Source organism: Pseudomonas sp. LBUM1657, from assembly GCF_059716075.1.
The window spans coordinates 3,855,202-3,881,790 of record NZ_CP166799.1; the positions used below are offsets into that span (position 1 = coordinate 3,855,202).

Annotated in this window: 29 protein-coding genes; 12 read left to right on the forward strand and 17 right to left on the reverse strand. The window is 61.0% G+C overall.

What is annotated here, in order from left to right; all coding sequences use genetic code 11:
- Positions 1-21: 21 nt before the first annotated feature.
- The 12 genes from ACA055_RS17840 to ACA055_RS17895 form a co-directional block, all read right to left on the reverse strand.
- Positions 22-1,449, reverse strand: a complete 1,428-nt coding sequence (locus ACA055_RS17840; RefSeq protein WP_497679854.1) for an FAD/NAD(P)-binding protein — start codon at positions 1,447-1,449, stop codon at positions 22-24.
- 14 nt (positions 1,450-1,463) lie between these two features.
- Positions 1,464-2,231 carry an ABC transporter ATP-binding protein gene (locus ACA055_RS17845; RefSeq protein ID WP_497679855.1) on the reverse strand — a complete coding sequence of 256 codons (768 nt, stop codon included), beginning with the start codon at positions 2,229-2,231 and terminating at the stop codon, positions 1,464-1,466.
- A gap of 3 nt (positions 2,232-2,234) precedes the next feature.
- Positions 2,235-3,575, reverse strand: a complete 1,341-nt coding sequence (locus ACA055_RS17850) for an ABC transporter substrate-binding protein (protein WP_497679856.1) — start codon at positions 3,573-3,575, stop codon at positions 2,235-2,237.
- Positions 3,576-3,602: 27 nt separating this feature from the next.
- Positions 3,603-4,652: a branched-chain amino acid ABC transporter permease gene (locus ACA055_RS17855; RefSeq protein WP_497679857.1), complete on the reverse strand. Its 1,050-nt coding sequence runs from the start codon at positions 4,650-4,652 to the stop codon at positions 3,603-3,605.
- A gap of 4 nt (positions 4,653-4,656) precedes the next feature.
- Positions 4,657-5,538: a branched-chain amino acid ABC transporter permease gene (locus ACA055_RS17860; RefSeq protein ID WP_497679858.1), complete on the reverse strand. Its 882-nt coding sequence runs from the start codon at positions 5,536-5,538 to the stop codon at positions 4,657-4,659.
- Positions 5,538-6,314 carry an ABC transporter ATP-binding protein gene (locus tag ACA055_RS17865; protein WP_497679859.1) on the reverse strand — a complete coding sequence of 259 codons (777 nt, stop codon included), beginning with the start codon at positions 6,312-6,314 and terminating at the stop codon, positions 5,538-5,540. The genes ACA055_RS17860 and ACA055_RS17865 overlap by 1 nt, the downstream gene beginning before the upstream one ends.
- Positions 6,311-7,216, reverse strand: coding sequence for an AMP-binding protein (locus ACA055_RS17870; RefSeq protein ID WP_497679860.1), 906 nt, complete (start codon positions 7,214-7,216; stop codon positions 6,311-6,313). The genes ACA055_RS17865 and ACA055_RS17870 overlap by 4 nt, the downstream gene beginning before the upstream one ends.
- Before the next feature lie 105 nt (positions 7,217-7,321).
- Complete coding sequence (locus ACA055_RS17875) at positions 7,322-8,725, reverse strand: LLM class flavin-dependent oxidoreductase (RefSeq protein ID WP_497679861.1); 1,404 nt, start codon at positions 8,723-8,725, stop codon at positions 7,322-7,324.
- Positions 8,725-9,162, reverse strand: a complete 438-nt coding sequence (locus tag ACA055_RS17880) for an acyl-CoA dehydrogenase (RefSeq protein WP_497679862.1) — start codon at positions 9,160-9,162, stop codon at positions 8,725-8,727. Before ACA055_RS17880 ends, ACA055_RS17875 begins: the two co-directional genes overlap by 1 nt.
- 10 nt (positions 9,163-9,172) lie before the next feature.
- Positions 9,173-10,366 carry an SfnB family sulfur acquisition oxidoreductase gene (locus ACA055_RS17885; protein WP_497679863.1) on the reverse strand — a complete coding sequence of 398 codons (1,194 nt, stop codon included), beginning with the start codon at positions 10,364-10,366 and terminating at the stop codon, positions 9,173-9,175.
- Positions 10,367-10,534: 168 nt separating this feature from the next.
- The gene (locus tag ACA055_RS17890) at positions 10,535-10,876 is read right to left on the reverse strand and encodes a hypothetical protein (protein ID WP_497679864.1); all 342 of its coding nucleotides are present in this window, start codon (positions 10,874-10,876) and stop codon (positions 10,535-10,537) included.
- A 115-nt stretch (positions 10,877-10,991) separates the two neighbouring features.
- Positions 10,992-11,555: a helix-turn-helix domain-containing protein gene (locus ACA055_RS17895; protein ID WP_497679865.1), complete on the reverse strand. Its 564-nt coding sequence runs from the start codon at positions 11,553-11,555 to the stop codon at positions 10,992-10,994.
- Between ACA055_RS17895 and ACA055_RS17900 the strand changes: the two genes are divergently transcribed.
- From ACA055_RS17900 to ACA055_RS17930, 7 genes are all read left to right on the forward strand, one after another.
- Positions 11,550-12,578, forward strand: a complete 1,029-nt coding sequence (locus ACA055_RS17900) for a DMT family transporter (RefSeq protein WP_497679866.1) — start codon at positions 11,550-11,552, stop codon at positions 12,576-12,578. The two genes, ACA055_RS17895 and ACA055_RS17900, sit on opposite strands and share 6 nt — an antisense overlap.
- A 274-nt stretch (positions 12,579-12,852) precedes the next feature.
- On the forward strand, positions 12,853-15,777 hold the full coding sequence (locus ACA055_RS17905; protein ID WP_497679867.1) for a monovalent cation/H+ antiporter subunit A: 2,925 nt from the start codon (positions 12,853-12,855) through the stop codon (positions 15,775-15,777).
- A complete protein-coding gene (locus ACA055_RS17910) occupies positions 15,777-16,121 on the forward strand; it encodes a Na+/H+ antiporter subunit C (protein ID WP_003202835.1) in 345 nt (114 codons plus the stop codon). Before ACA055_RS17905 ends, ACA055_RS17910 begins: the two co-directional genes overlap by 1 nt.
- Complete coding sequence (locus ACA055_RS17915; RefSeq protein ID WP_497679868.1) at positions 16,118-17,803, forward strand: monovalent cation/H+ antiporter subunit D; 1,686 nt, start codon at positions 16,118-16,120, stop codon at positions 17,801-17,803. The genes ACA055_RS17910 and ACA055_RS17915 overlap by 4 nt, the downstream gene beginning before the upstream one ends.
- The gene (locus ACA055_RS17920) at positions 17,800-18,288 is read left to right on the forward strand and encodes a Na+/H+ antiporter subunit E (RefSeq protein WP_497679869.1); all 489 of its coding nucleotides are present in this window, start codon (positions 17,800-17,802) and stop codon (positions 18,286-18,288) included. The genes ACA055_RS17915 and ACA055_RS17920 overlap by 4 nt, the downstream gene beginning before the upstream one ends.
- A complete protein-coding gene (locus ACA055_RS17925) occupies positions 18,285-18,563 on the forward strand; it encodes a K+/H+ antiporter subunit F (protein WP_497679870.1) in 279 nt (92 codons plus the stop codon). Before ACA055_RS17920 ends, ACA055_RS17925 begins: the two co-directional genes overlap by 4 nt.
- On the forward strand, positions 18,560-18,922 hold the full coding sequence (locus ACA055_RS17930) for a Na+/H+ antiporter subunit G (protein WP_497679871.1): 363 nt from the start codon (positions 18,560-18,562) through the stop codon (positions 18,920-18,922). Before ACA055_RS17925 ends, ACA055_RS17930 begins: the two co-directional genes overlap by 4 nt.
- 125 nt (positions 18,923-19,047) lie before the next feature.
- Here ACA055_RS17930 and ACA055_RS17935 read toward each other — a convergent pair whose 3' ends face one another.
- Positions 19,048-19,485 (reverse strand): DUF3995 domain-containing protein, encoded by a 438-nt coding sequence (locus ACA055_RS17935; protein ID WP_497679872.1) that lies wholly within the window; start codon positions 19,483-19,485, stop codon positions 19,048-19,050.
- 95 nt (positions 19,486-19,580) lie between these two features.
- Here ACA055_RS17935 and ACA055_RS17940 point away from each other — a divergent pair, with 95 nt between their 5' ends.
- Positions 19,581-19,967, forward strand: a complete 387-nt coding sequence (locus ACA055_RS17940) for a DUF2946 domain-containing protein (RefSeq protein ID WP_497679873.1) — start codon at positions 19,581-19,583, stop codon at positions 19,965-19,967.
- A gap of 89 nt (positions 19,968-20,056) precedes the next feature.
- A complete protein-coding gene (locus tag ACA055_RS17945; RefSeq protein ID WP_497679874.1) occupies positions 20,057-22,189 on the forward strand; it encodes a TonB-dependent receptor in 2,133 nt (710 codons plus the stop codon).
- Between the two features lie 142 nt (positions 22,190-22,331).
- Here ACA055_RS17945 and ACA055_RS17950 read toward each other — a convergent pair whose 3' ends face one another.
- The 3 genes from ACA055_RS17950 to ACA055_RS17960 all read right to left on the reverse strand — a co-directional run bounded on the left by ACA055_RS17950 (position 22,332) and on the right by ACA055_RS17960 (position 24,140).
- Positions 22,332-23,348 (reverse strand): ABC transporter substrate-binding protein, encoded by a 1,017-nt coding sequence (locus ACA055_RS17950; protein WP_497679875.1) that lies wholly within the window; start codon positions 23,346-23,348, stop codon positions 22,332-22,334.
- 118 nt (positions 23,349-23,466) lie between these two features.
- Positions 23,467-23,670, reverse strand: coding sequence for a hypothetical protein (locus ACA055_RS17955; protein WP_497679876.1), 204 nt, complete (start codon positions 23,668-23,670; stop codon positions 23,467-23,469).
- Positions 23,670-24,140 (reverse strand): hypothetical protein, encoded by a 471-nt coding sequence (locus ACA055_RS17960; protein WP_497679877.1) that lies wholly within the window; start codon positions 24,138-24,140, stop codon positions 23,670-23,672. Before ACA055_RS17960 ends, ACA055_RS17955 begins: the two co-directional genes overlap by 1 nt.
- Positions 24,141-24,569: 429 nt before the next feature.
- On the opposite strand from ACA055_RS17960, the gene ACA055_RS17965 reads away from it, so the two are divergent.
- From ACA055_RS17965 to ACA055_RS17975, 3 genes are all read left to right on the forward strand, one after another.
- Positions 24,570-24,818 (forward strand): hypothetical protein, encoded by a 249-nt coding sequence (locus ACA055_RS17965; RefSeq protein WP_497684443.1) that lies wholly within the window; start codon positions 24,570-24,572, stop codon positions 24,816-24,818.
- Between the two features lie 157 nt (positions 24,819-24,975).
- Complete coding sequence (locus ACA055_RS17970) at positions 24,976-25,206, forward strand: hypothetical protein (protein WP_449643923.1); 231 nt, start codon at positions 24,976-24,978, stop codon at positions 25,204-25,206.
- Between the two features lie 139 nt (positions 25,207-25,345).
- Positions 25,346-25,585, forward strand: a complete 240-nt coding sequence (locus ACA055_RS17975) for a DUF2789 domain-containing protein (RefSeq protein WP_008151672.1) — start codon at positions 25,346-25,348, stop codon at positions 25,583-25,585.
- 8 nt (positions 25,586-25,593) lie between these two features.
- Here the strand turns inward: ACA055_RS17975 and ACA055_RS17980 are convergent, their stop codons facing one another.
- Positions 25,594-25,797: a hypothetical protein gene (locus ACA055_RS17980; protein WP_497679878.1), complete on the reverse strand. Its 204-nt coding sequence runs from the start codon at positions 25,795-25,797 to the stop codon at positions 25,594-25,596.
- Between the last annotated feature and the right edge of the window lie 792 nt (positions 25,798-26,589).

Sequence of the window (26,589 nt, forward strand, 5' to 3'; positions counted from 1 at the left end):
GGGTTTCTTGTGTTTGAAGGTTCAGCCTGCCAATCGTGCCGCCAATGCCTTGGCCTGGCTCGCCACATCGGTCACCGCAGTGCTTTCCCACCACATGCCGCGCAACGGTGGGCCCATGGCGAACAAACGATGAGCGACCTGCCCGCCTGCGCCCAGCACTGCACCATCAACCTCAGCAGCAATGCCCAGCGCCAAAGGCCCCGGTCTCACCAACCCGCGTGCCAGCAGTTGTTGCGGCAACGGCCGGGCAACCCTTCGCCAGTCGTATTCGATGCCACTGGAGTTGATCAATGCCGCGCCACTGACGACCGTGGTGTGCGCCTCGCCACGCCGCCGAATACGGATGTTCACTTCGCCATTCACTGAGGGCTCCAGCCCTTTGAACGATGCCGCCTGAATCCGCAACCGCCCTTCCTTGTGCAGCCGTTCCACCAGTGCGGCACTGAGCGGTGGCGAGCGATGGTGATGACTCTCCCACCACGGCCGCACATGCCGCACGAATTGCCGACGCTGCACGTCCGTCGCCTGATTCCACAACCGACCGATATGCGCCCGCACCGTATCGAGCGGCGCCTGCCAGTCAATGCCCTGGGCGATGGCGTCCCGACAATGCCGACGCAGCTCGTGCACCAACTGACGCGGCGTGCGAATGCTCTGATCCTCGGCGAGAAAATCCGCCCAGGCCGGCGGTTGTCGCCGCACATGCGGCAGCAACCCGTGACGGGAAAACACTTCGATCGGCCCGCGATGCCCGGCCTGTTCCAGCGACACCACGGCATCGACCATGGTCAGGCCCGAGCCGATGATCAGCACCGTCGACTGCGGATCGAGCTGCTGCATGGCGGCCACATCCCACGGATCGAGCGCCGCAGCATTCAAGCCGCTGGACTCGGTTTGCGGTGTGCGCGCGGCGGGAAACATCCCCGTCGCCAACACCGCAAAAGCGCCCTGCAAGCGCTGGCCGTCACTCAAGGTCAATCGTACCGAATCGTCTTCAGTCTGCAGATCCACCACCTCGGCGCGCACATGCTCAACCGTTGAACCGTTCAACGCCCCCACCGCTTGTGCTTCGGCCAGGCGCTGCTGCACGTACACACCAAACAGCCCCCGAGGCGGGAACAATTCGCTGATCGGCACATGTTGCTGGTCCGACTCCGGCCAGCCGCCGGCCGCGATGTATTCGGTCAGCCATTGGGTCAAATCATCTGCATTGTCCGGATCGACGCTCATGCGCGCCGCATTGCCGTTGAGCGTATGGCCCAACTCCACGGCGCTGTAGGCCTCGCCCCGGCCAAGTTCGGCGCGGGGCTCGATCACCAGCACTTGACGCTTGCCGGGCAGGCGCAACAGTTGCGCCGCCAGCATCGCGCCGCTGAGGCCGCCGCCAACGATCAGGATGTCCGCGTGACGGATGGCGTCGGTCGCCTGTCCGTTTTGGGTTTCAGTCATGCCGTTCTCACTGATCAGTGTTTGCCTAAATAAAAGTCATGCAGATCGCCCCGGGCCAGCAGGTCCTCGCTGTTGCCGGACAGCACCACGCGGCCGGTGTCGAGCACGTAGGCCTTGGATGCGTACTTGAGCGCCACATTAATGTTTTGCTCGGCAATCAGGAAGCTCACCTGCGCCTCGCGATTGAGCTGGGCAACGATCTCGAAAATCTCCTGGACGATAATAGGCGCCAAACCCATGGAAGGTTCATCAAGCAGTACCAAAGTAGGACGCGTCATCAACGCCCGGCCAATGGCAACCATCTGCTGCTCGCCCCCGGAGGTCAGCCCGGCCTGGGTCTTGCGCTTGGTTTTCAGGCGTGGAAACCAGGCGTAGATCCGCTCCAGATCCCGCGCCATGTCCTGTCGACTCAAGCGTCGCACGAAGCCGCCGCTGCGCAGGTTGTCCTCGACTGTCAGTTGCGGGAACACATGTCGCCCCTCCAGCACATGCACCATCCCCTGGCGCACCCGCAGGCTCGGATCGACGCCTGCCGTGTCGCGCCCGAGAAACTCGATCGTGCCGCGACTGACCTGCGCCCGCTCGGCCCGCACCAGCCCGGAAATCGCCTTGAGGGTGGTGCTTTTGCCGGCACCGTTGGCACCCAGCAACGCGACAATGCCGCCCTTGGGCACCGTCAGCGACACCCCGGCCACGGCCAGGATCGCCCCGTCATAGATCACCTCGATGTCATTGACTTGCAGCAGGTCATGGACAGCAATGTCGCTGGCGGCTTGGCTCATCGGTCATTCATCCCCGTTGCAGGTGCGTGGCGTCAGGCCTTTTTCCTTGGCGAACGCGGCGGATTTTTCATCGATCAGGGGCCGCAGCAAGGCGCGGTCGGCGGCAATCCAGTCGCTGATCAGCGTCCAGTTGGCGCCGTCCCACTGCTGCACCCGCGCCGAACCGCCGCCCTCATGATCCTTGCAAGACAGCTTGAGGTTCTGCATCAGGCCGAAGTAGCCAATGTCCTTGAGCCGCGCGTCGTCGATGTTCAAGTGTTCCAGGCCCCAGCGACCTTCCTCGCCGTTGAGCGGACGCTTGCCGAATTTGCCCTGGGCGGTGCGGATCGCTTCCACCATCACGGCGGCGTTCACCAGCCCGGAGTTGTAGTAGACGCTGCCGAAATTCTTCAGGTCCTTGAGGTCGCTCTTGCCCTTGTCGAGGATGTGTTGCTTGAGGCGTTTGTGGATCTCGAAATCAGCGCCGGCCGGGTATGGCGTCAGCGCCAGATAACCCTTGGCGGCGGCGCCGGCGGGCAACACGTCTTCGCTGGAACTGGCCCAGATGTCACCGACGATGTGGTCCACCGGGAAGCCGAACCGCGCGGCGGTCTTGACTGCTACTGGTGTCGACACGCCCCAGGTGCGCAGGAACACCCAGTCCGGGTTGACCTGACGAATCTGTCGCCATTGCGCCGATTGCTCGTTGCCCGGATCGGCCACCGGGATCTGGATGTTCTCGAAGCCGTACTTCTCGGCCAGCAGTTTCAGCGGGCCAAGGGTTTCCCGTCCGTACGCCGAGTCGTGGTACACCGTGGCGATCTTCTTGCCCTTGAGTTTGTCGAAACCGCCCTCGCGCTGGGCGATGTAATTGATCAGGCTCGACGCCTCGCTGTAGAAGGTCAGCATCACCGGGAAGTTGTAGGGGAACACCGTGCCGTCGGTGGCTTCGGTGCGCCCGTAACCGAGGGTGATCAGCGGGATCTTGTCCACCTCGGCACGCTCGCTCAGGGCATAAGCCGCCGGTGCGCCGTTAGGCGAATAGATCGCCACCGGGGCGCCATCCAGGCCCTTCTTGAAGCGCTCGTAGCACTCGATGCCCTTCTCCGCCGTCCACTCGGTTTCGCATTCCTGCCAGACCAGTTTCACGCCATTGATCCCGCCTTCCACATCGTTGATGTAGTTCAGGTAATCGAGCATGCCGGCCCAAACCTGCACACCGCTGGAGGCGTAGGCACCGACCCGGTAAGTGGCCAACGGGAAGAACTGCTGGTCCGGCGATGCCTGAACCACCGGTACCGCACTGCCGAAAACCGCCAGCGTCAACGCGGCGCTGGCCAGGGAACGTTTCAAGGATGCACGCATGTTGTCTCTCTAATAAGTGGGAGGAATTCAGAAGCGCAACGGCCAGTGACTCAGCCGTTCACGAAGGTTGCTCAGCAGGCGGATCAGGCCTTCCGGTTCCTTGATCAGGAACACAATGATCAGCACGCCGAAGATGATTTTTTGCAGGTTCTGCAGTTGCCCGGCGTCCACTGAACCGCCGAACACGGCTTGCCCGGCGTGACTGAGCAGGATCGGCAACAGGCTGATAAATGCCGCGCCGACGAAGTTGCCGGCGATGCTGCCCATGCCGCCGATAATGATGATGAACAGGATCTGGAACGAACGATTGATATCGAAGCTGCTGGCGCTGGCGGTGCCCAGATAAGCGAAGGCCCATAGCGCCCCGGCGATGCCGAGGTAGAACGAACTCACGGCGAACGCCAGGTGTTTGTAGCGCACCACCGGAATGCCGATGACCGCTGCGGCGGTGTCCATGTCACGGATCGCCATCCAGTTGCGGCCGATCTGGCTTTTCACCAGGTTCACCGCAACCCAGGTCAACAGCAGCACGGTGGTCAGGGTCAGCAGATAACGACCCAGCGGCGTGTTCAGGTCATGGCCGAACAGCGCCAGTTTCGGCGCGGAGATGGTCCCGGACGATCCGTAGTTGTAGAACCAGGGGAGTTTGACGAACAGCCATTCGAGGAAAAACTGCGCTGCCAGGGTCGTCACCATCAGGTAAAAACCCTTGATCCGCGAACTCGGCAGGCCGAACACGAAACCCACCACGGCGCTGATCAATCCGCCGCCCAGCAGTGCCACCGGCAGGCCCAGGTCTGGCAGACGCAACAAAAAACCGTACGTGGCGAAGGCGCCGACCGCCATGAACCCGGCCGCGCCGACCGAAGTCTGGCCGGTGTAACCGGTGAGCAGGTTTAGGCCAAGACCGGCCAGGGACAACACCAGAAACGGAATCAGAATCGCGTTCAGCCAATAGTCGTTGCCGATCAGTGGAACGACGACAAAAGCAATCAACAACAGGCCCGGCAATCCGAAGGGAATGCGACGCTGGACCAACACCGCCGGCGCGGTTTCGCGGGTAAGGGAAATCGACATGGGTTCAGACTCGCTCGATGGCGCGCTCGCCGAACAGGCCGGCGGGACGGATGTAGAGGAAGGCCAGGGCCAGGACGTAAGCGAACCACGGGGTGATGCCGCCGCCGATCAACGGGCCGATGTAGACCTCGGCGAGGTTCTCCGCCGCGCCGACGATCAACCCGCCGACAATCGCGCCGCCAATCGAAGTGAAGCCACCGATGATCAACACCGGCAACGCTTTGAGCACCACCAACGACAGCGAGAACTGCACCCCTTGCCGCGCGCCCCAGAGCAGCCCGGCGACCAGGCCGACAATGCCGGCCACGGCCCAGACGATCTGCCAGATGCGGTTGAGGTTGATGCCAATCGACAGCGCGGCGGTGGTGTCATCCGCCACTGCGCGCAAAGACACGCCGATGCGGGTCTTGTTGAACAGCAGCGCCAGCACCGTCACCAACACGATGGCGACAGCGGCGGCGATCAGGTCGAACTGGCTGACCATCATCTCGCCGATAAACAGCGGCACGTCGTCGATGCCCAGATCCAGCGCCCGCACTTGCGACCCCATCAAGCCTTGCGCCAGGCCTTCGATGATGAACGACAGACCCAGGGTGGCCATGAACAAGGTGATCTGCGAACGATTGACCAGTGGCCGCAGCACCAGCCGCTCGATCAGCAGCGCGCCGATGACCATCACCACGACGGTCAGCAACAGAGCCAAGGCAAACGGCACGCCTTGGTCGTGCAGGCTGACGAAGGTCAGTGCGGCGAACAGCAGCATCGCGCCCTGGGCGAAATTGAACACGCCGCTGGCCTTGTAGATCAGCACGAAGCCGATGGCGACCAGGGAATACATGGTCCCGGCGAGCAGGCCGCCGAGCAGGGTTTCCAAGAAGAATGTCATCAGTGCACCACTCCCAGATACGCGGCGATCACTTGCGGATTGGCCTGGACTTCGGCGGGCGTGCCGTCGCCGACCTTGCGCCCGTAATCGAGCACCACCACGTGGTCGGACAGGCCCATGACCACGCTCATGTCGTGCTCGATCAACACCACGGTGGTGCCGAGGTCGCGGTTGATGTCGGCGATGAACCGGGCCATTTCCTGTTTCTCTTCGGCGTTCATCCCGGCCATGGGTTCGTCGAGCAACAACAGGCTGGGACCGGCGATCAAGGCGCGGCCTAGTTCCACTCGCTTTTGCAGGCCGTAAGACAGAGTGCCCACCGGCACATCGCGGTGGGCTTGCAGTTCAAGAAACTCGAGAATGCCCTGGGCCTGCTGACGAAAGGCTTCGGCTTCGCGCCGTGCCCGCGGCAAACCCAAGGCCTGTTCGATGAAGCTGCTGCGCAGATGCCGGGACAGGCCGGTGAGGATGTTGTCGATCACGCTCATCTTCTTGAACAGCGCGTTGTTCTGGAACGTGCGACCAATACCCCGGCGCGCGGCCGTGAGCGGATCGATGCGTTTGAACGGTTGTTGTTCGAACACGATTGAACCTGCGTCGAAGCGGTACACGCCGTTCAGCACGTTGAGCAGCGAACTCTTTCCGGCACCATTGGGGCCGATCAGCGCGCAGATCTCGCCCCGACGTACGTCGAAGGACAGCTCGTTGATCGCCTTCACGCCTTTAAAGGACAGGGAAATACCGCTGACTTGCAGGATGGAATCGGTCGAGCTCATGCGATGTCCCGTTTGAATTCAGCGAGCCAGGTCGGCGCGGATTGAACGTTGGGGGTGCGAGTGGCTTGCCAGATGAAATGCAGGTTGTGAAAGCCCAGCAAACGGCGGACACGGTTTTTGATCAGGCGTTGCAGCGGTCTTTGCGGGTGGGCGATGGCCCAGTCGCAGAGGCGCCGACGCCAGGTTCCGACCGGCGCGAGGCGGGTGTCGATTTCAGTCGCCAGCAGTTGCAGGCGCTCGGTCGACAGCAGCAATCCCGAGGGCGCCACTTCACGACGGTCGCGGCTGGCGCTGCCGGGGCTTTCCGGGAAGGCCAGGGATTGGCCGCTGCCGAGCCATAGCTCGAATAACACGGCCAGGCCGTTCTGCCATTGCGTGCCCTCTTCGCTCCACAACTGCGCGGCGGATGCGCCCAAACGCAGGCGCTGCGGGGGTTCTGCCGAGCCGAGCAGTTCGGCAAAATCGAGCAGTGATTGGCCCTGGTTGATCCAGCGTTGTTGCGTCTGCCGTCCGTGGACGAAGGCGTGGGTGGGGCGGCTGTGCCATAGGGTTTTGTGCAGCGTTTCAGGGTCGAGGTTGTCCGGGATCGTCAGCACTTCACCGCCGATGTGCTCGGCCGCCAGGGCCAGCAGCAACAGATTCGGTTCGAAGCCGCCGCTCAGCGCCAGCCGCGAGTCTTCGGTAAATCCCTGCTGACGAAGGCCATCGGCCAAACGCTCGACATCGCGCAAGGCATCGATCCAGCGCCAGACAAACCACTGACCGTGACGCTTGTGCCGCAACGCCGGCTGCAACGGACTGACCTGCGCCCAGTGGCGCAATTGCTCCAGGGCCTTGGGCCGCTTGACCCGCCACTCCGTGGTGTCCGCGACTGGCGGACGTTTGAGTTCATGCACGCTCATGGGTTGACCTCTATGTCATGGGCAAAAGCGTGCGGTGGTCCGCTGGGCTGAAATCTGTAAATCACCGCCGAACCAGTGTGGGAGCGGGCTTGCTCGCGAAGGCGTCTACGCAGACACCACCTTCTTCTCCTGCTGCCGCAACGCCGCGAGGTCACGATAACCGGCGCCCGGATGGATATCCGGCAGTCGCGCCCCTTCGCCAAACAACTTCTCGCGCAAGGTTCCCGGTGCGTATTCGGTCTTGTACACCCCGCGCTTCTGGAGCTCCGGCACCAGCAGTTCCACTGCATCGATAAAAGTTTCGTGGGTCAGCGCATAAGCCAGGTTGAAGCCATCCACGTCGGTCTCTTCGACCCACTCCTGCAGCAGATCGGCGACGGTCTCGGGGCTGCCGACAAACAACGGTCCAAACCCGCCGATGCCGACCCAATCGGCCAGTTCATTGGGCGTCCAGACCTTGTTCGGGTCGGCCGTGGAGAACGCTTCCACCGCCGACTGAATCGCATTGGTGTGCACGTGCTTGAGCGGTTCATCCGGCTTGAATTGACTGAAATCGATGCCGGTCCAACCGGAGATCAACGCCATGGCGCCTTCGTAGCTGACCCAGGTTTTGTATTCCTCGAACTTGGCTTTGGCCTTGGCGTCGGTCTCGCCGAGGATCACCGTTTGCAGATTAAAGATAAGAATCTTCGACGGATCGCGCCCGGCCTCGGCGGCACGACGACGGATATCGGCGACGGTCTTCTTCAGCAGCACCTTCGACGGCGCAGCGACGAACACGCACTCGGCATGTTCGGCAGCGAACTGCTTGCCGCGACTCGATGCACCGGCCTGATACAGAACGGGCGTGCGTTGCGGCGAAGGTTCGCAGAGGTGAATGCCCGGCACCTGGAAGTGTTTACCGACGTGCCGGATTTCGTGGATTTTGCTCGGGTCGCTGAATATCCGCCGCTCGCGATCCCGCAGGATGGCGCCCTCTTCCCAACTGCCCTCCCACAGCTTGTAGCAAACCTCCAGGTACTCTTCGGCAAAGTCATAACGGGCGTCGTGTTCGGTCTGGGCTTTCTGGCCGAGGTTCTTCGCGCCGCTCTCCAGATAGGAGGTGACGATGTTCCAGCCAGCGCGGCCCTTGGTCAGGTGATCGAGGGTCGACAGGCGTCGGGCGAACGGATACGGATGCTCGAAGGACAATGACGCGGTCAGGCCGAAACCCAAATGTTCGGTGACCAGCGCCATCGGCGGGATCAGTTGCAGCGGGTCGTTGACCGGTACTTGCGCCGCCTGACGAATCGCCGCGTCACCGTTGCCGTTGTAGACGTCATAAATGCCCAGCACGTCGGCAATGAACAAACCGTCGAACTTGCCGCGTTCGAGGATTTTCGCCAGATCGGTCCAGTACGCCAGGTCCTTGTACTGCCACGAGCGATCCCGTGGATGCGCCCACAAACCCGGCGACTGGTGGCCGACGCAGTTCATGTCAAAGGCGTTGAGACGAATTTCACGGGCCATCAAACAGCACTCCTGAAGCTTGGGGGATGGATGCCGTTGAGGCGAAAGTTGCCGATCAGGTGCAGCTTCCAGCGCAGCGGATCATCCAGTGATCCTCGCAATGCGGTGCGTTGGCCTGTGAGTTCAAATTCGGCGTTGCTGACGGCATTGAGCGCGTCTGCGCTGGCGAGATGCGACTCGGCGATGGCGACGCTGATTTCGGTATCGTCTTCATCACCATTCAGAAAGTCATCAGCGCGTTCGAGCAGCGCGGCAGCGACTTCGATACGAATCTGCAAATCGCCGAAACGGCTGATGACGTAAGGATCATTCGTGGCATCGGCCTGCTGGCGGACGAAACGAAGGGTCGCATCAAGCAGGCTGCGAGCGTTGTGCAGGTCATGCTGACTTTTGGCCAGGGGCTGCCCGGCGGCAATCGGTTGGGTCAAGGCGTTCATGGTGGGCTCCTCAGTTCCAGGCGTGGCGCGCAGGCTTCATGCCGTTGAGCAGGTAGTTGCCGATCAGGTGGTATTTCCAACGCGCCGGGTCGTGCAGGGTGTGGGTCCGGGCGTTGCGCCAGTGGCGGTCGAGGTTGTACTTGCCGAGCACCGAGCGGGTGCCGGCCAGTTCGAAGAGTTTGCTGCTGGCGAGCAAGGCGATCTCGGCGGACAGCACTTTGGCTTGCGCCACAACCACTGAGGCGTGGGCGACGGTGTCTTCATTGGCGTTGAGCAACGCGGCGTCGATGGCCTGGCCGGCTTTCTTGAGGATTGCTTCGGTGCCGTGGACTCGCCATTCAAGGTCGCCAATGGCGGCGATGCTGAACGGGTCCTGCCAGCCATGATCCTGCTGGCTGTCGATCCATGGCCGGGCTTCGCGGGCATAGCGTTTGGTTTCTTCCAGGGCACCGACGGCGATGCCGGTGTCCACCGCGGCCTGGATGATTTGCGAGATCGGGCCGTCGGCGGTGGGTTCGTCGAAAGCCTTGTGCGCCGGGATCACCGCGCTGAGCGGCACCTTCACTGCATTCAGCGTCACTGCGCCGCTGGCCGTGGTGCGCTGGCCAAAACCGTCCCAGCTGTCGATCACGGTCAAACCCGGATTGCCACGCTCGATGAACGCGATGAAGGCCTGGTTCTGTTCGTTGACCGCCACCGCCGGCACGATGTGCGCGAACAACGCGCCGGTGCAGTAGAACTTCTCGCCGTCGATTTGCGCGGTGTCTTTGTCGAAACGGATGCGGGTTTCAAAGGCCCCGGCGTTTTTGCTTTTGGCTTCGGAGAACGCGTTACCGAAGCGATAACCCTGCAGGACTTTGCCGAAGTAATAGCGCTTCTGCTCTTCGGTGGCGGTTTGCAGCAGGATGTCGAGCACGCCGAGGTGGTTTTGCGGGATCTGGCCGAGGGACGAGTCGGCGGCGGAAATGATCTTGATCACTTCGGCCACGGTCACGTAGGAAACGCCGGCGCCCCCGTAGGCCTTGGGAATGGTGATGCCCCACAGGCCGCTGGCGGAGAACTCGTCGAGCTCGGCGACCGGCAAACGACGCTCGCGGTCCCGCACGCTGGCCTCGACGGCAAAGCGTGCGGCGAGCTTGTGGGCGACCGCGATGGCTTCGGCGTCCGAGCGGATTATATGGGCGGTAATGGGTGAGGTTGTCATGGGCCGACTCCGTGGTTCCGGGTGAATACCCATGACCTGTTACAGAAGTCGTGCCACTTATTAATATTGTTATTAATCAACTAGTTAAATGTTTTTTGAAGAACTGACATTAACTAAAAAAACGCAATTTGTTCAATCGCTGTTGCCCTGACAACAGCCGAGCCTGTCTCAAAAGCGCATCGCCACGCCCAAATCGAGCAGTTCACTTTTGTGGGATGGATCGTCGACCCAGTACCGAATCCGCATCCCCACCCACAGACTGCGTATGAACGCGCCGGCAGGAATCAGGAATGAGGCAAGCCCGCCCTTGAGTGGCGTCGTGAATGTCTGGGGGGTGTTGCCATCGTTGTATTCGAGGGTCACCTGGATGCCCGGATAGACGCCCCGATTTAAAACGATATCCACCCGGGCGCCGGAAAGGACATCTTCGAGAAAGACAATGTCACCGCAAGCCACCGACAGTACGGGTGCAGGTAAAAGCGTTGATGGCTTCTTGTGATGAGTAGACATAGCTGAATCCGAGGTTGATAAGTGGGCCGCCATTCGCCGGCGCACTCATCATTGTCTGGATCCGAAGCCAGGCGTCTACTGTAAGAAGTAACAGGTATACATGTCTGGGGTGGCGTCAAATCACCACATTACGTACAAACCGCGCCGCCACGTCCCCATCATTGCGATAGGAATGGGGCTGGTTACTGGCAAACATGAAGAACTCACCGGCGCTGATTTTTTGCGGCTGGTCACCGAGCATCAGCGTCAGGCAACCTTCGAAAACGTAGAGCTGTTCGCTCCAGCCTTCGGCATCCGGTTCCGAGGGGTAATGCTCGCCCGGTTCCAGGCGCCATTCCCACAGTTCGACTTCACGGGTGGCAGTGGCCTTGGCCAGCAACACGGCCTTGCTGCCGGGAATCGTCCCGGCCCAGGCCAGTTCGTTGATACGGCTCGGGTCGCGTGCATCCGGGGCCTGGATCAGGTCACTGAACGCCACGTCCAGTGCTTCAGCCACGCGGTCGAGGGTGGTCAGGCTGACATTCTTTTCGCCCGCCTCGATGGCCACCAGCATCCGCCGGCTGACCCCGGACTTTTCGGCCAGCGCGGTCTGGCTCAAGTCGGCAGCATGGCGCAAACGTCGAACATTCTGGCTGACGTGCTGGAGGACCGAAGCCCGTTGCGTGGAATCTTTGTGCACTATATTGCTCACTTGGTGGGGTTGGGCAGTATACTGCGCAACATTCGGCGCATTGTGCGTCCCCCTCAGGTAGCGCGCAAGGTCATGACGTCGGTGAACTCCTCCCCCACCTCCTCCCGTTTCTCGCGGTTCAGCAAAGCCGAGTGCGTGCTGGTGCTGATCACCATGGTCTGGGGCGGCACTTTCCTGTTAGTCCAGCATGCGATGACGGTCAGTGGGCCAATGTTCTTCGTCGGGCTGCGCTTTGCCGCGGCGGCGATCATTGTCGCGTTGTTCTCCTGGCGTCATCTGCGGGATCTGACGCTGTTCGAACTCAAGGCCGGGTCCTTTATCGGCGTGGCGATCATGCTCGGTTATGGCTTGCAGACCGTAGGTTTGCAAAGCATTCCCAGCAGTCAGTCGGCCTTTATCACCGCGTTGTACGTGCCCTTCGTACCGCTGCTGCAATGGCTGGTGCTGGGACGGCGTCCGGGGTTGATGCCGAGCATCGGGATCATGCTGGCCTTTACCGGGTTGATGTTGCTGTCGGGGCCTTCCGGCGCGTCTTTCAACTTCAGCCCCGGTGAAATCGCCACGTTGATCAGCGCGGTGGCGATTGCGGCGGAGATCATTTTGATCAGCACCTATGCGGGCCAGGTCGATGTACGCCGGGTGACGGTGGTGCAACTGGCGGTGACTTCCGTACTGTCGTTCCTGTTGGTGGTGCCGACCCAGGAAGTGATTCCGGACTTTTCATGGTTGCTGCTGTGCAGTGCGCTGGGCCTCGGCGCGGCGAGTGCGGCGATTCAGGTGGCAATGAACTGGGCGCAAAAAAGCGTCTCGCCGACCCGGGCGACGTTGATTTACGCCGGTGAACCGGTGTGGGCCGGGATTGTCGGGCGGATTGCCGGGGAGCGGTTGCCGGCGATTGCGCTGGTGGGCGCGGGGTTGATTGTGGCGGCGGTGATTGTCAGTGAGTTGAAGACCAAGGGTAAGGCTGTGCCTCAGGTTGAAGAGGATCTGGAGCGGGAAACACAGGGTTAGGCCTCGATATCTGGAACGACTGGTAGATCGCCTTCGCGAGCAAGCCCGCTCCCACAGTAAATCTTTGTCGTACACACATTTTGTGTTCACTGAAGATTTACTGTGGGAGCGGGCTTGCTCGCGAAGGGGCAGGCACAGGCGAAATCCCTCTTCCTGAAACAATGAAAAACAGGTTTATTCCGTCTACCTTGTAGGATTCTGCGACAGCTTGGCGTTTGGTGATCCGGGGACTGGCACGTATGATGCTTCACAAACTTCCGCAGATTAGAAGCCTATGTCCCTGATAGTTCTACTGCTTCTGCCCTTTGTCGGCAGCTGTGTCGCAGCCTTGCTGCCACACAACGCGCGTAATACCGAATCTTTGTTGGCTGGCCTGGTTGCCTTGATTGGCACGATCCAGGTCGCCCTCCTGTACCCGCAAATCGCCCATGGCGGCGTGATTCGCGAAGAGTTCTTCTGGCTACCGAGCCTGGGCCTGAACTTCGTTCTGCGCATGGACGGGTTCGCCTGGCTGTTCTCGATGCTGGTGCTGGGGATCGGCACGCTCGTTTCCTTGTATGCCCGCTATTACATGTCACCCGACGATCCGGTGCCGCGATTCTTCGCGTTTTTCCTGGCGTTCATGGGCGCCATGCTCGGGCTGGTGATTTCCGGCAACCTGATCCAGATCGTGTTTTTCTGGGAGCTCACCAGCCTCTTCTCGTTCCTGTTGATCGGCTATTGGCATCACCGCGCCGATGCGCGACGCGGTGCCTATATGGCATTGATGGTCACCGGCGCAGGCGGTTTGTGCCTGCTGGCAGGGGTCATGCTGCTGGGCCATGTGGTCGGCAGCTACGACCTGGACAAGGTCCTGGCCGCCGGCAATCTGATTCGCGCACATGCCCTCTACCCTATTCTGCTGCCCCTGATCCTGATCGGTGCTCTGAGCAAAAGTGCGCAGTTCCCTTTCCACTTCTGGCTGCCCCACGCGATGGCGGCGCCGACACCGGTCTCGGCCTATCTGCACTCGGCGACCATGGTCAAGGCCGGGGTGTTCCTCCTCGCGCGGCTTTGGCCGTCGCTGTCCGGCAGCGAAGAATGGTTCTACATCGTCAGCGGCGCCGGGGCCTGCACCCTGTTACTCGGCGCGTATTGCGCGATGTTCCAGAACGACCTCAAGGGCCTGCTGGCCTACTCGACCATCAGCCACCTCGGCCTGATCACCCTGCTGCTCGGCCTGAACAGCCCGCTGGCTGCCGTGGCCGCGGTGTTCCACATTCTCAATCACGCCACGTTCAAGGCCTCGCTGTTCATGGCCGCCGGGATCATCGACCACGAAAGCGGCACCCGGGACATTCGCAAGCTCAGCGGCCTGATCAAACTGATTCCGTTTACCGCCACCCTGGCCATGGTCGCCAGTGCCTCCATGGCCGGCGTGCCGCTGCTCAACGGCTTCCTCTCTAAAGAGATGTTCTTCGCCGAAACCGTGTTCATCAATGCGACCGCGTGGGTTGAGCTGACCCTGCCGATCGTCGCGACCATCGCCGGCATGTTCAGCGTCGCCTACTCCCTGCGCTTCACGGTCGACGTGTTCTTCGGCCCGACTGCCACCGACCTGCCACACACCCCGCACGAACCGCCGCGCTGGATGCGCGCACCGGTAGAGTTGCTGGTGTTCGCCTGTCTGGTGGTGGGGATTTTCCCGGCGCAAGTGGTCGGCCCGTTGCTGGCCGCTGCGGCACTGCCGGTGGTTGGCGGCATCCTGCCTGAATACAGCCTGGCGATCTGGCACGGGTGGAACGCGCCGATGATCATGAGCCTGGTCGCCATGTCCGGCGGCATCGTGCTCTATCTGCTGCTGCGTAATCAGCTCAAGCGCGGACGCTTCAAGTACCCGCCGCTCATTGGCCGGTTCAACGGCAAGCGTTCGTTCGAGCGCAGCCTGGTGATCATGATGCGCCTGGCCCGTCGGCTGGAACGGCGGATCAGCACCAAGCGCCTGCAAACCCAATTGTTCCTCGTGGTACTTGCCGCAGTGTTGGCCGGGTTGATTCCGATGCTCCACAGCAGCCTGAGCTGGGGTGACCGGCCGAAGATTCCGGGTTCAGTCGTGTTCGTGACCCTCTGGTTGCTGGCGATTGCCTGCGCCCTCGGCGCGGCGTGGCAAGCCAAGTATCACCGGCTCGCGGCCCTGACCATGGTCAGCGTGTGCGGCCTGATGACCTGCGTGACGTTCGTCTGGTTCTCCGCGCCGGACCTGGCGCTGACGCAACTGGCGGTCGAAGTGGTGACCACCGTATTGATCCTGCTGGGCCTGCGCTGGCTGCCGCGACGGATCGAAGAGGTCTCGCCGCTGCCTAGCACGCTGCGCAAGGCACGCATCCGTCGTCTGCGCGACTTGCTGCTGTCCATCGCGGTTGGCGGCGGCATGGCGTTGCTGTCCTACGCCATGCTGACGCGCCAGACACCCAACGACATTTCTTCGTTCTACCTCAGCCGCGCCCTGCCCGAAGGCGGCGGCAGCAACGTGGTCAACGTGATGCTGGTGGACTTCCGTGGCTTCGACACCCTCGGTGAAATCACCGTATTGGTAGCGGTGGCCCTCACCGTGTTCGCCCTGCTGCGACGCTTCCGCCCGCCGAAAGAAAGCCTGCAATTGCCCGCTCAACAGCGCCTGCTGGCGCCCGACGTGGTCACCGATCTAGTCAACCCGCGTCACGCCAACGACACCGCGCTGGGTTTCATGATGGTGCCGGCAGTGCTGGTGCGCCTGCTGCTGCCGATTGCATTTGTGGTGTCGGTCTACCTGTTCATGCGCGGCCACAATCAGCCGGGCGGCGGCTTCGTCGCGGGGCTGGTGATGTCGGTGGCGTTCATCCTGCAATACATGGTCGCCGGCACCCAATGGGTGGAAGCGCAAATGAGCCTGCGACCGCTGCGCTGGATGGGCACCGGCCTGCTGTTCGCCACGGTCACCGGGCTCGGGGCGATGGCGGTCGGGTATCCATTCCTGACCACCCACACCTGGCATTTCGAACTGCCGGTGCTGGGGGATATTCACATCGCCAGTGCGCTGTTCTTCGACGTCGGCGTGTACGCCGTGGTGGTCGGTTCGACCCTATTGATCCTCACCGCCCTCGCCCACCAATCGGTACGGGGCCACAAAACCGCGACCGCCGCCCTGCCTAAATCCGTCGCCATGAAAGGAGCCGTCTGATGGAAGAAGTCATCGCAATCGCCATCGGCGTGCTGGCCGCGTCCGGCGTCTGGCTGGTGCTACGACCACGGACATTCCAGGTGGTCATGGGCCTGTGCCTGCTGTCCTACGGGGTCAACCTGTTCATCTTCAGCATGGGCAGCCTGTTTATCGGCAAGGAACCGATCATCAAGGACGGCGTGCCCCAGGACCTGTTGCACTACACTGACCCGCTGCCACAAGCCCTGGTGTTGACCGCAATCGTCATCAGCTTCGCCATGACCGCGCTGTTTCTGGTGGTGCTGCTGGCATCCCGGGGCCTGACCGGTACCGACCATGTGGATGGCCGGGAGCCTAAAGAATGAATCTGATGCCGCACCTGATCGCTGCACCGATTCTGCTGCCGCTGCTGACCGCCGCCGTGATGATGATGCTGGGCGAGAAACACCGTCCGCTGAAAGCCCGGATCAACCTACTCTCCAGTTTGCTCGGGCTGGGCATCGCGTTGCTGTTGCTGCAATGGACCCAAGAGACAGGCGTTCCCGGCTCCATCGGTGTGTACCTGCCCGGCAACTGGCAGGTGCCGTTCGGGATCGTGTTGGTGGTCGATCGTCTGTCGGCGCTGATGCTGGTACTGACCGGGATCATCGGCGTCAGCGCCTTGCTGTTCGCCATGGCCCGCTGGGACGGCGCCGGCTCGAGCTTCCACGCGCTGTTCCAGATCCAGATGATGGGGCTGTATGGCGCCTTCCTGACGGCGGACCTGTTCAACCTGTTCGTGTTTTTCGAAGTGCTGCTCGCGGCGTCCTATGGCTTGATGCTCCACGGTTCGGGCCGGGCGCGGGTGTCGTCGGGGTTGCATTACATCTCGATCAACCTGCTGGCCTCGTCGCTGTTTCTGATTGGCGCGGCGCTGATCTACGGCGTCACCGGCACCCTGAACATGGCCGACCTGGCGCTGAAAATCCCGCTGGTGCCGGAAGCCGATCGCGGCTTGCTGCATGCCGGCGCGGCGATTCTGGCAGTGGCGTTCCTGGCCAAGGCCGGGATGTGGCCGCTGAACTTCTGGCTGGTGCCGGCCTATTCCGCGGCCAGTGCGCCGGTGGCGGCGATGTTCGCGATCATGACCAAGGTCGGCGTCTACACCTTGCTGCGCCTGTGGACGCTGCTGTTCTCCGGTCAGGCCGGGGCGTCGGCGTATTTTGGCGGCGACTGGCTGATCTACGGCGGCATGGTGACCATCGCCTGCGCGGCCGTGGCAATCCTTGCCGCGCAACGGCTGGAGCGACTGGCCAGCCTGAGTATTCTGGTGTCGGCGGGGATTTTGCTGTCGGCCATCGGTTTCGCCCAGCCGAACCTGATCGGCGCGGCGCTGTTCTATCTGGTGAGCTCGACCCTGGCGTTGAGCGCGCTGTTCCTGCTGGCCGAGTTGATCGAGCGTTCGCGTTCGGCCAATGAAATGCCGCTGTTCGATGACGGCGACCTGCTGCCACGACCGATGGAATCCTTGCAACCACCCAAAGGCATCAACCTCGACGACGAACAGAAAGCCGTGGTCGGCCAGGTGATCCCCTGGACCATGGCGTTCCTCGGTCTGAGCTTCATCGCCTGCTCCCTGCTGATTATCGGCATGCCGCCGCTGTCCGGGTTTATCGGCAAGGTCGGCCTGCTCAGCGCCCTGCTCAACCCGTTGGGCCTGGGCCATGGCAGCGATGAACCGGTGTCGAACGCCGCGTGGGGTTTGCTGGCGCTGCTGATCATCTCCGGACTGGCGTCGTTGATCGCCTTCTCGCGCCTGGGCATCCAGCGTTTCTGGACCCCAGAAGAACGGCCGTCGCCGCTGCTGCGACGTTTCGAATGCGTGCCGATCATCGCGCTGCTGGGCCTCAGCATTGCGCTGACCTTCAAGGCCGAGCCGCTATTGCGTTACACCCAAGCGACCGCTGATGTCTTGAACAACCCGCAGCAATACGTGATGGCGGTGCTCGGCACCCGGGCGATCCCGAGCCCGGAAGCCAAGGCCGCAATAGCGGAGGTGCAACCATGAAGCGTCTGTTTCCTGCGCCGTGGTTGTCGCTGGCACTGTGGTTGTTGTGGTTGGTGCTGAACCTGTCGATGAGCCCCGGCAATCTGTTGTTGGGCGCGGCGCTTGGCTTCTGTGCACCGTTGATGATGCGCAAGTTGCGGCCGTTGCCGATCCGCATTCGACGACCGGGGGTGATTCTGCGCCTGTTCTTCCTCGTCGGTCGCGACGTGCTGGCGTCCAACCTCGCCGTGGCCTGGGGCGTGCTCAATGCCGGCCGCCGCCCGCCGCGCCCGCACTTCGTCAAGGTGCCGCTGGACCTGCGTGACGCTAATGGCCTGGCCGCGCTGTCGATGATCTGCACGGTGGTTCCCGGCACGGTCTGGTCGGAACTGGCGCTGGATCGCAGCATTCTGTTGCTGCACGTCTTCGATCTGGAGGACGAAGCGCTGTTCATCCAGCACTTCAAGGCGACCTATGAGCGCCCCTTGATGGAGATCTTCGAATGAGCCCGCTGCTGTCGAACGCAATCTTGCTGAGCCTGTTCATCTTTTCGCTGGCGATGATCCTGACCCTGACCCGCCTGTTCAAAGGGCCGTCAGCCCAGGACCGGGTACTGGCCCTGGATTACCTGTACATCATCGCCATGCTGATGATGCTGACATTGGGCATTCGCTATGCCAGTGACACGTACTTCGAAGCGGCGCTACTGATCGCGCTGTTCGGTTTCGTCGGCTCGTTTGCCCTGGCCAAATTCCTGCTGCGTGGCGAGGTAATCGAATGAACGCGGAACTGTCTCTGTGGGTGGAAATTCCGGTGGCGATCCTGCTGCTGCTCAGCAGTTTGTTTGCGTTGATCGGCGCGATCGGGCTGGTGCGGATGAAGGATTTTTTCCAGCGCATGCACCCGCCCGCACTGGCGTCTACATTAGGCGCGTGGTGCGTGGCACTGGCTTCGATCATTTATTTTTCGGCGCTCAAGTCCGGGCCGGTGCTGCATGCCTGGCTGATTCCGATTCTGTTGGCGATCACGGTGCCGGTGACCACCTTGCTGCTGGCTCGGGCGGCGTTGTTCCGCAAGCGCATGGCGGGGGATGATGTGCCGGCTGAGGTGAGTAGTCGGCGTACAGAAAGCAGCAGTTGAAGCCAGAGATGTGTGTTGATTTACAGGGCCTCTTCGCGAGCAAGCCCGCTCCCACAAGGACAGTGTGAACACTGAAGATCCAATGTGGGAGCGGGCTTGCTCGTGAAGGCGATAGACCAGTCACCTCAGATCCAGGCGACCGCCAACAACCCCGCCCCCAACACCACACACAACGGCGAATAGGCCCAGGTGTCGAGTCGGGCAAACTTCGAATCCTTGACCTGTTTGAAGAAGCCCATCAGGTTCGAATCGCCGATCGCCCGGGCGAACATCAGCATCGCAATGGCGCTGATCACCCATTGCAGCGACCAGTGATGCACCGTGGGCAGGTATAGGCCGACCCGCAAGCACACCAGCATCGCAATCAGCAGCAAACCGACCGCCACCAGCAACGTGGCAAAGCCCGAAGGCTTGAACGCCGGTCTCGATTCCCCACCGCCCTCCCCGGGCACTCGCGGCACCGCCGCCTCGCTACCGAGCTTGCCACCCGCCGCCCAGTACAGGTGGAACAGGCTGATCAACAGGAAGATTGCAGCCATCCATTGCGCGATCATTAGGCTCATGTTCAGACTTCCAGCGTGAAATGTCGGAGCAGAATGAACTTCCTTGAACGTTTTTGTAAGGGCAATCGTGATCGACGGTGGTAAAGTGCCGCTCCATGAAAATCGCCCGATCTGATCGCACATTGATGGCCTGGACGCTTTACTGCTGCGTCCTGTTCAACGTGTTCGCCAGCAGTATCGGTCACGGGCAAATGGTCGGGATGCAGCTCAATAGCATCGGCGGCCAGTTCTGTACGGTGGACCCGACTACCCAGGTACCGGCCTCGTCGAACAGCTCCGAAGACAAGCTGCCGATCCTGTCGAAATCCTTGGGTTGCCCATTGTGCTCCACTGGCGGCATGGGGCCGGCGTTCAACTCCAGCCTGACCCTGGCGACGCTCCCCGAGCAGCACAGCCCGCCGCTGGCTGTCATCGCCAACCCTGACCTCCCCGCTCGCTTCATCTGGCCCTCGGCCAATCCTCGCGCCCCGCCGCTCGCCTGAGTTTCTTCGCTATTTCCGATCAGCCCACCCCGCCAATGCGTGGCGTTTGCGTGTGTGCTGGTTCCTAGCCAAGCATTCAGGATTCATCGATGAAATACATTCCTTTACTGGCGACCCTGTTCGGCAGCCTGTCCGTTAACGCCTGGGCGCAATCCACGGTTGATCTCGCACCGATCACCATCGACGGTGAGGCGACCGACGAACCGGGGCTGAGCCTCGATCAGTCCAGCGGCATGGCCTCGCGCCTGGGCCTGAGCGTGCGGGACACCCCGGCGTCCGTCGCCATCGCTGATCGCAACGACATCGAACGCCACGGCGCGCAGAACTTCCAGGACGCCGCCAACACCCTGCCGGGGGTGAATGCCAGCGCACCGCCGGGCTTTGGCGGCTTTGTCTCCTACCGTGGTTTCACCAGCAGTCAGATCACCCAGATGTTCAACGGCATCAACGTTTCCGGCGGCCTCGCCCGGCCTGTGGATGCGTGGATTTATGATCGGGTGGAACTGGTGGGCGGCCCGTCGTCGCTGATCAATGGCGCCGGCTCCGTGGGCGGTTCGCTGAATTACGTGACCAAACTGGCGAACCGTGAAGAGCAAGCCGTCGAAGGTCGGGTCAGCTATGGCACTTACGACACCACCGAGACCGCGTTTGGCTTAAACCACGCCCTGAGCGAGGCCAGTTCGGACGTGCAGCATTACGCGCGCCTGGACGTCAGCCACAACACCGGCAACGGCTACATCGACCGTCAGGAGCGCGATGCGTGGAGCGTGGCGTTCTCCTTGCTCAGTGACCTGACGCCGAACCTGTCCCACACCCTGGCCGTGGAGTATCAGGACGAACACGAAGACAGCCCTTACTGGGGCACCCCGGTACTCAACCCCAAGGCCGGCGAACTGAAGATCGACAAGCACAACCGCTTCAACAACTACAACGTCGAGGACGGCCGCTACGAGCAGCGCACGATCTGGGTGCGTTCGATCATCGACTACCGGATCAACGACAGCACCACCCTGCGCAATACGCTCTACCACCTCGACAGCCAGCGCGATTACCGCAACCTGGAAACCTACCAGTACTCCGCCGACAACAGCGTGGTAAACCGCTCCACGGCGTACCAGGTCCGGCATCAGGGTGAGCAGAACGGCAACCAGTTCGAACTGCGCCACGACAACACCTTGTTCGGTCTGGACACCACCTGGTCCGGCGGTTTCGAGTACAAGGTCAACCAGACCACCAACTCGCCGCTGAACGTGCGCGGCGCCAGCACGGTCGATCCAGAGCATTACCAACCGGGGCACTTCTATGACATCCCGGGCACCCGGCGAGGGTTTGTCAGCGACAAGACCAATGAAGTCACGACTAAAGCGCTGTTCGCCGAAAACCGCCTGGCACTGACCGACAAACTGGCATTGCTGACCGGTCTGCGTTACGACGACATCGACCTGGACGTGACCAATCACCGGGAAGTGACCGCCAGCAATCCCCGGCATCTGAAACGCAGTTGGGAACCGGTCACCGGTCGGGTCGGCCTGACCTACCAGTTCATTCCTTCCGCCAATGTTTACGCGCAATACAGCACCGCCGCCGAACAACCCAATGGCACTCAGGACTTCGATGTCTCCACCGGCAAGCAATGGGAAGTTGGCAGCAAGTTCGATTATCTGGACGGGCGCGGTTCGGCGACGGTGGCGGCGTACACGATTGAGCGCAAGGATTTCGCGGTAACCGATCCGCTGGACCCGACCGTCAGCATTCCGGTAGGTCAGCAAACCTCAAAGGGGATCGAACTGGCCAGTTCCTTCAAGATCACCGACAAGTTGTTGGCCGAGGGCAACTTCGCCTGGGTCGATGCCCAATACGACGAATTCACCGAGAAGAATGCCGCAGGCGTGGTGGTTTCACGCAAAGGCAATACACCGACCAACGTGCCGGACCGGGTCGGCAATCTGTGGCTGACCTATGACTTTGCGCCGCAATGGCAAGGGGGTGTCGATGCGCGGTATGTGGCTTCGGTGTTTGCCGACAGCGCCAATACCATGACCGTGCCGTCGTACACGCTCTACGGTACGTTCCTCAGTTACAAGGTCGACCGGCACACCACCGTGACCGGCCGGGTGCGCAACCTGACCAACGAGGTGTATGCCGAGTTTGCGCATGTTTCACCGGCGTATTACCTGGGTACGCCGCGTACCTTTGAGCTGGCGGTGCAGACGCGGTTTTAGAAGCAAGAGCTTCGCGAGCAAGCCCGCTCCCACATTGGATCTCGGTCGTTCGCAGGATTTGCGTACACAAGCGAGCTAATGTGGGAGCGGGCTTGCTCGCGAATGCGGCAGAAGCCACACCACATGTATCCAAGCCATCTGCTCACTTCAGTTCGGCAGACACCTTATCCGCCACATCCTTGGGCACCCACGCCTTCCACACATCCGGGTGCGCCTTCATGAACGCCTCCGCCGCCTGCCGTGGCGGGGTGTGTTTTTCGCTCATTTCAGCCAGCGCCTTGTTCAGCGGATCAATGGGAAAATCGACCTTGCTGAAGAACTCGGCAATCTGCGGGTATTGCTTCTGGAAGGGCGTGGACACACCGATGGACAGCTTCGAGGCCAATGAGCGAGTGGGTTTCGGATTCGGATTGTCAGCGTCAGTCAGGGTTTTCCAGGCTTCGGCGTCGAACGGTGGCTCTTCCAGCTGAATCAGTTTGAAGCGACCCAGCAACGGCGTGGGCGACCAGTAATAGAACAGCACCGGCTTGCCGCGACGGATCGATGAACTGATCTCCGCATCCAGCGCCGCGCCGGAACCACTGCGGAAGTTCACATAACTGTCGTCCAGCCCATATGCCTTGAGTTTCTGTTTGTTGACCACTTCCGAGGTCCAGCCGATCGGGCTGTTGAGGAAGCGCCCCTTGCCCGGGGTTTCCGGATCGCTGAACACACCTTTGTATTTCGGCAGATCGCTGACACTGCGTAGGTCCGGCGCCAGCGGTTTGATACCTTTGGCCGGGTCGCCCTTGATTACATACTCCGGCACCCACCAACCTTCGGTGGCGCCCTTGACCGTATCGCCGAGGCTCACGACTTTGCCTTCGGCCTCAGCCTTGACCCAGACCGGACTGCGACCGGCCCATTCTTCGCCAATGACCTGAATGTCATTGTTGGCCAGTGCGGTCTCCAGGGTAATGGTCGTCCCCGGCAGGGTATCGGTCGGCAGCCCGTAACCCTTCTCGACAATGATCCGCAGGATATCGGTGATCAGACTGCCGCTTTCCCAGTTCAGGTCGGCGAAGTGGATGGGCGTCTGGGCAGCGAATACTGGAACGGGTGAAGCCAACAAACCGAACGTGGCCAGCGTAGCGGCCAGCAACCGTCGAAATCCTTTCATGCTTTTGCACCTCGTGCTGTTCACAGCAATAGCAGAATGGCCTGGCAGAAGACCGCAAAGCCTCTGAATACTCAGTCAACTGACTGTAGTAGAGGTTCCTGCTTTCGAGGGAGGTCGATTATTTTTCGGAAGGTTCCTGCAAGCGCGCCAGCTCTCTTCTTACCATGCTGGCGTATTCCGCCGGTTGCAGCAGGTAGATCTGCGATGCCACCCATCCCAGCCAAGCGCCTTGCAGAACAGCCTTCTGGTCGAACAGCCGCTGGGCCTCGACGCGAGCGCTGGCCTGATTCTGTTCGTGGAAATCGGCGCGGGTCAGGGTCATTACTCGCTGGCCTTGAAGCTGATCAGCTCGCCCTTGCGCCACTTGGCAGCCTTGGCGGTAACGGCTTTGAGGGTTTTGGTCAGGCCTTCCTGCAACTGTTGGTGAGCGGCGAACACCATCACCACGCTGTGACCTTCCTTGAACACAATCCCGTGACCATCGGCGGTGGTCACAAACGCGTAATCACCCAGCCCGTAGACCGTCAGTTTGATTTCGCGGAACTTGATGTCCAGTTTGCCGCCTTCGCGACTGGGCAATACCGAAGCGCTGAAATGATCGCCGACCTTGAGTTTAAGTCCCGGCTTGTCGTCCACCACCAGCGCTGATTCGGTGTCGAGTTCGGCAATGTAGATGCCTTCAGCGTTCTGTTCGGTGATGTAAACGAAACGTGACTGAAACTGTTTAACCAGCTTTGCGCGCAAATCACCCAGCACGAACAAAGCATGCATATCGAGATTACTTACTGCCAAGGAAACATCCCCACATCTGAAAATGATGCCGCACGCAAAAAAAAAGCACACGGCAGAAATAAGCGGCAATGCCGAAGGTGTCGCCAAACAACCCGGGTTGAAATCCTGAAACGAGCAGATCCTGAAACGAGCAGAGCGCTCATCCATCGCGAGGTTTGAGAAGACTACTGGAAAGTCACTCGCGTCGTCTTGCCTGGCATTCGTCAGAGGTTGAAGGAAAACGCCCTTCTGACGGCCAGAAAAACCGGATTACCAACCTTAGGGAAAAAACTCTTTAAAAAAAGCACTTTTCCGACATATCGCAAGCAAAAAATTGCTTTAGATAACCATCAATCGCCAACCAGTGACGGTGATTCTAGAGCAGCGATGCTCACCGAGACTACCCAAAACAACGTACACACGTCGGTAAAACAACGAAAAGGACTTCACATGTGCACCCTGACACACTTCGCTCATCCTGACGCACCTTACGCAAACCACTCGCCTACCTTGCACCCCGTGGTGTTTCAACACCATGAATTTTACCCGGATGAGCCTGCCCCGCCTCGATTCCAGGTGGTTTTGGCCGGTAATGCCTTCTTCCATATCAAGGAAATTTCGACGGGCCACGTAAGAGGTTTCCGCGGCAACCATAACGAAGCCTGCGCCCTCGCCCGTTCACTCGAGTCACGCCTGTGATGCGACCGCCCCGTCCATCCTTATAGACGTTTCGTCATGCCGACGACTTAACTCAGCCGTCGGCAGGCAACTACTGCCATACTGGGCCCCATGAAACGCCTTCCCAAGTGCGGGCAGCGTTCTACACAACAAAATATTTCCATGGGAAGGCTGCTACGTGACGGAATTTGATATCGGCGAATTTTTTATCCGGGGCGAAGCCAGAGAGGTCGAAGGCGAATTCCAGGCTGTCATTGTCATGCGTGCCAAACCACCTCTGACCACCGTGACCTATCACCAGGTCGAGAAGGATCGCTGGTTCAAGACATCCGATGTTGCAGCCATCGCCGCCCAGGAAGCCGCCAAGGCGCTGAAGCTTGCCGTCGATGAAGGCGCATTGAAAGCCTGATCATCGGGTTTGCAGTCTATGCTCACTCCTGCTGTTGAACATCGCTATCGAACTCCTGAAGCGCGGCCTCCTCAGATGCAATGAAGCCGCACCTCAGATCTCGCACTCGACGCGACTGATTACCTGCAAGGAGATGAAGATGGATTCACCTACACACGACTTGAAAGGCTTGTTCGACCAGCTCGGCCTGGACTCCAGCGAGAAAGCCATCGACGATTTCATCGCCAGTCATTCCCCGCTGGCCGATAACAAGAAACTCATCGATGCCGAGTTCTGGACACCGCAACAAGCAGGCTTCCTGAAAGAACAGTTACGTGAAGACGCCGATTGGGCTCGGGTGGTCGATGACCTGAACCTGCGCATGCACCAGATTCACTAGCCTCTGATTCAATGCAGGCTGTCGGGTGTTTCGGCGTTCAGTTGCGCCAGCCAGGCAGCCCTGCATTCCTGTGCCTCTTCGCGACTGGCGAATGCCGTCCCCCGACGTTCGCCGTTGAGCAGCACCACCCAACAGACACTTTGCCCCATCGCTCGCAAACATGCGGGCACACCGCTGCCTATCATGACCGCGACATCGACTCTGCTTTGCATGCTGACCTCTCGAATTTCATTAGCAACCTAACTATGTCGGCATGGTAATGAGTTCATTGGCGCGGAAACAGTAACTGCGCTGCACAGATTTGTTGCCAGAATCGCAACAATGCGCGGCTGCGGCGGGCTGGGGCTGGGGGGCATATCCGTTTCTGCGGTAACGGCGGCTGGCGCTGGGGTACATATCCGTTCCTGCGGTAGCGGCGGCTGGCGGTTTCGCTTTTACAGCGAGTCACTTTCGAAAAGCGCGAAAGTAACCAAAGCGCTTGTGCCCCGCCATTCGGTGCCTCGCCTAGGCTCGGCATGCCCTCACTCCGGCATTGCTCCGGGGGCCCGCCGCGATCGGCCATCCATGGCCGGGCGCGGCTAGCTCGGCATCCATGCCGAGCTGCCCCCTGCGCAACGCCTGCGTTCGGCCTCTGGGAAAGGGGCGGCAGATCTGAAGCCAAAGCAAAGCAAAGCAACGGCAACGGCAACGGCAACGGCAAGATCAACAGCTTCGCGAGCAAGCCCGCTCCCACAGGGGGGAGCGCGTGCGCTTGAAAGATCAGGCCGGCCGCCTCGCTTTTGCGGTGCATGCCCCCTCGAGAGGCCGAGTGGAGGTTCTGCGCAGTGGGCAACCCGGCATGGATGCCGGGTTAGCCGCGCACGGCCATGGATGGCCGATCGCGGCGGGCCCACGGAGCAGGACCGGAGCGAGGCACCGAATGAAAGGGGCAAAAGCCCTTGGTTACTTGGGGCTCTTCCAAGTGACTCGCTGTAAAAGCGAAACCGCCAGCCGCCGTCACCGAA

Excerpts from the sequence above, each read along its gene's own strand:
- ACA055_RS17840 (WP_497679854.1), bottom strand. The coding sequence starts at position 1,449 with ATGACTGAAACCCAAAACGGACAGGCGACCGACGCCATCCGTCACGCG.
- ACA055_RS17845 (WP_497679855.1), bottom strand. The coding sequence starts at position 2,231 with ATGAGCCAAGCCGCCAGCGACATTGCTGTCCATGACCTGCTGCAAGTC.
- ACA055_RS17850 (WP_497679856.1), bottom strand. The coding sequence starts at position 3,575 with ATGCGTGCATCCTTGAAACGTTCCCTGGCCAGCGCCGCGTTGACGCTG.
- ACA055_RS17855 (WP_497679857.1), bottom strand. The coding sequence starts at position 4,652 with ATGTCGATTTCCCTTACCCGCGAAACCGCGCCGGCGGTGTTGGTCCAG.
- ACA055_RS17860 (WP_497679858.1), bottom strand. The coding sequence starts at position 5,538 with ATGACATTCTTCTTGGAAACCCTGCTCGGCGGCCTGCTCGCCGGGACC.
- ACA055_RS17865 (WP_497679859.1), bottom strand. The coding sequence starts at position 6,314 with ATGAGCTCGACCGATTCCATCCTGCAAGTCAGCGGTATTTCCCTGTCC.
- ACA055_RS17870 (WP_497679860.1), bottom strand. The coding sequence starts at position 7,216 with ATGAGCGTGCATGAACTCAAACGTCCGCCAGTCGCGGACACCACGGAG.
- ACA055_RS17875 (WP_497679861.1), bottom strand. The coding sequence starts at position 8,725 with ATGGCCCGTGAAATTCGTCTCAACGCCTTTGACATGAACTGCGTCGGC.
- ACA055_RS17880 (WP_497679862.1), bottom strand. The coding sequence starts at position 9,162 with ATGAACGCCTTGACCCAACCGATTGCCGCCGGGCAGCCCCTGGCCAAA.
- ACA055_RS17885 (WP_497679863.1), bottom strand. The coding sequence starts at position 10,366 with ATGACAACCTCACCCATTACCGCCCATATAATCCGCTCGGACGCCGAA.
- ACA055_RS17890 (WP_497679864.1), bottom strand. The coding sequence starts at position 10,876 with ATGTCTACTCATCACAAGAAGCCATCAACGCTTTTACCTGCACCCGTA.
- ACA055_RS17905 (WP_497679867.1), top strand. The coding sequence starts at position 12,853 with ATGTCCCTGATAGTTCTACTGCTTCTGCCCTTTGTCGGCAGCTGTGTC.
- ACA055_RS17910 (WP_003202835.1), top strand. The coding sequence starts at position 15,777 with ATGGAAGAAGTCATCGCAATCGCCATCGGCGTGCTGGCCGCGTCCGGC.
- ACA055_RS17915 (WP_497679868.1), top strand. The coding sequence starts at position 16,118 with ATGAATCTGATGCCGCACCTGATCGCTGCACCGATTCTGCTGCCGCTG.
- ACA055_RS17920 (WP_497679869.1), top strand. The coding sequence starts at position 17,800 with ATGAAGCGTCTGTTTCCTGCGCCGTGGTTGTCGCTGGCACTGTGGTTG.
- ACA055_RS17925 (WP_497679870.1), top strand. The coding sequence starts at position 18,285 with ATGAGCCCGCTGCTGTCGAACGCAATCTTGCTGAGCCTGTTCATCTTT.
- ACA055_RS17930 (WP_497679871.1), top strand. The coding sequence starts at position 18,560 with ATGAACGCGGAACTGTCTCTGTGGGTGGAAATTCCGGTGGCGATCCTG.
- ACA055_RS17935 (WP_497679872.1), bottom strand. The coding sequence starts at position 19,485 with ATGAGCCTAATGATCGCGCAATGGATGGCTGCAATCTTCCTGTTGATC.
- ACA055_RS17940 (WP_497679873.1), top strand. The coding sequence starts at position 19,581 with ATGAAAATCGCCCGATCTGATCGCACATTGATGGCCTGGACGCTTTAC.
- ACA055_RS17945 (WP_497679874.1), top strand. The coding sequence starts at position 20,057 with ATGAAATACATTCCTTTACTGGCGACCCTGTTCGGCAGCCTGTCCGTT.
- ACA055_RS17950 (WP_497679875.1), bottom strand. The coding sequence starts at position 23,348 with ATGAAAGGATTTCGACGGTTGCTGGCCGCTACGCTGGCCACGTTCGGT.
- ACA055_RS17955 (WP_497679876.1), bottom strand. The coding sequence starts at position 23,670 with ATGACCCTGACCCGCGCCGATTTCCACGAACAGAATCAGGCCAGCGCT.
- ACA055_RS17965 (WP_497684443.1), top strand. The coding sequence starts at position 24,570 with ATGTGCACCCTGACACACTTCGCTCATCCTGACGCACCTTACGCAAAC.
- ACA055_RS17975 (WP_008151672.1), top strand. The coding sequence starts at position 25,346 with ATGGATTCACCTACACACGACTTGAAAGGCTTGTTCGACCAGCTCGGC.
- ACA055_RS17980 (WP_497679878.1), bottom strand. The coding sequence starts at position 25,797 with ATGCAAAGCAGAGTCGATGTCGCGGTCATGATAGGCAGCGGTGTGCCC.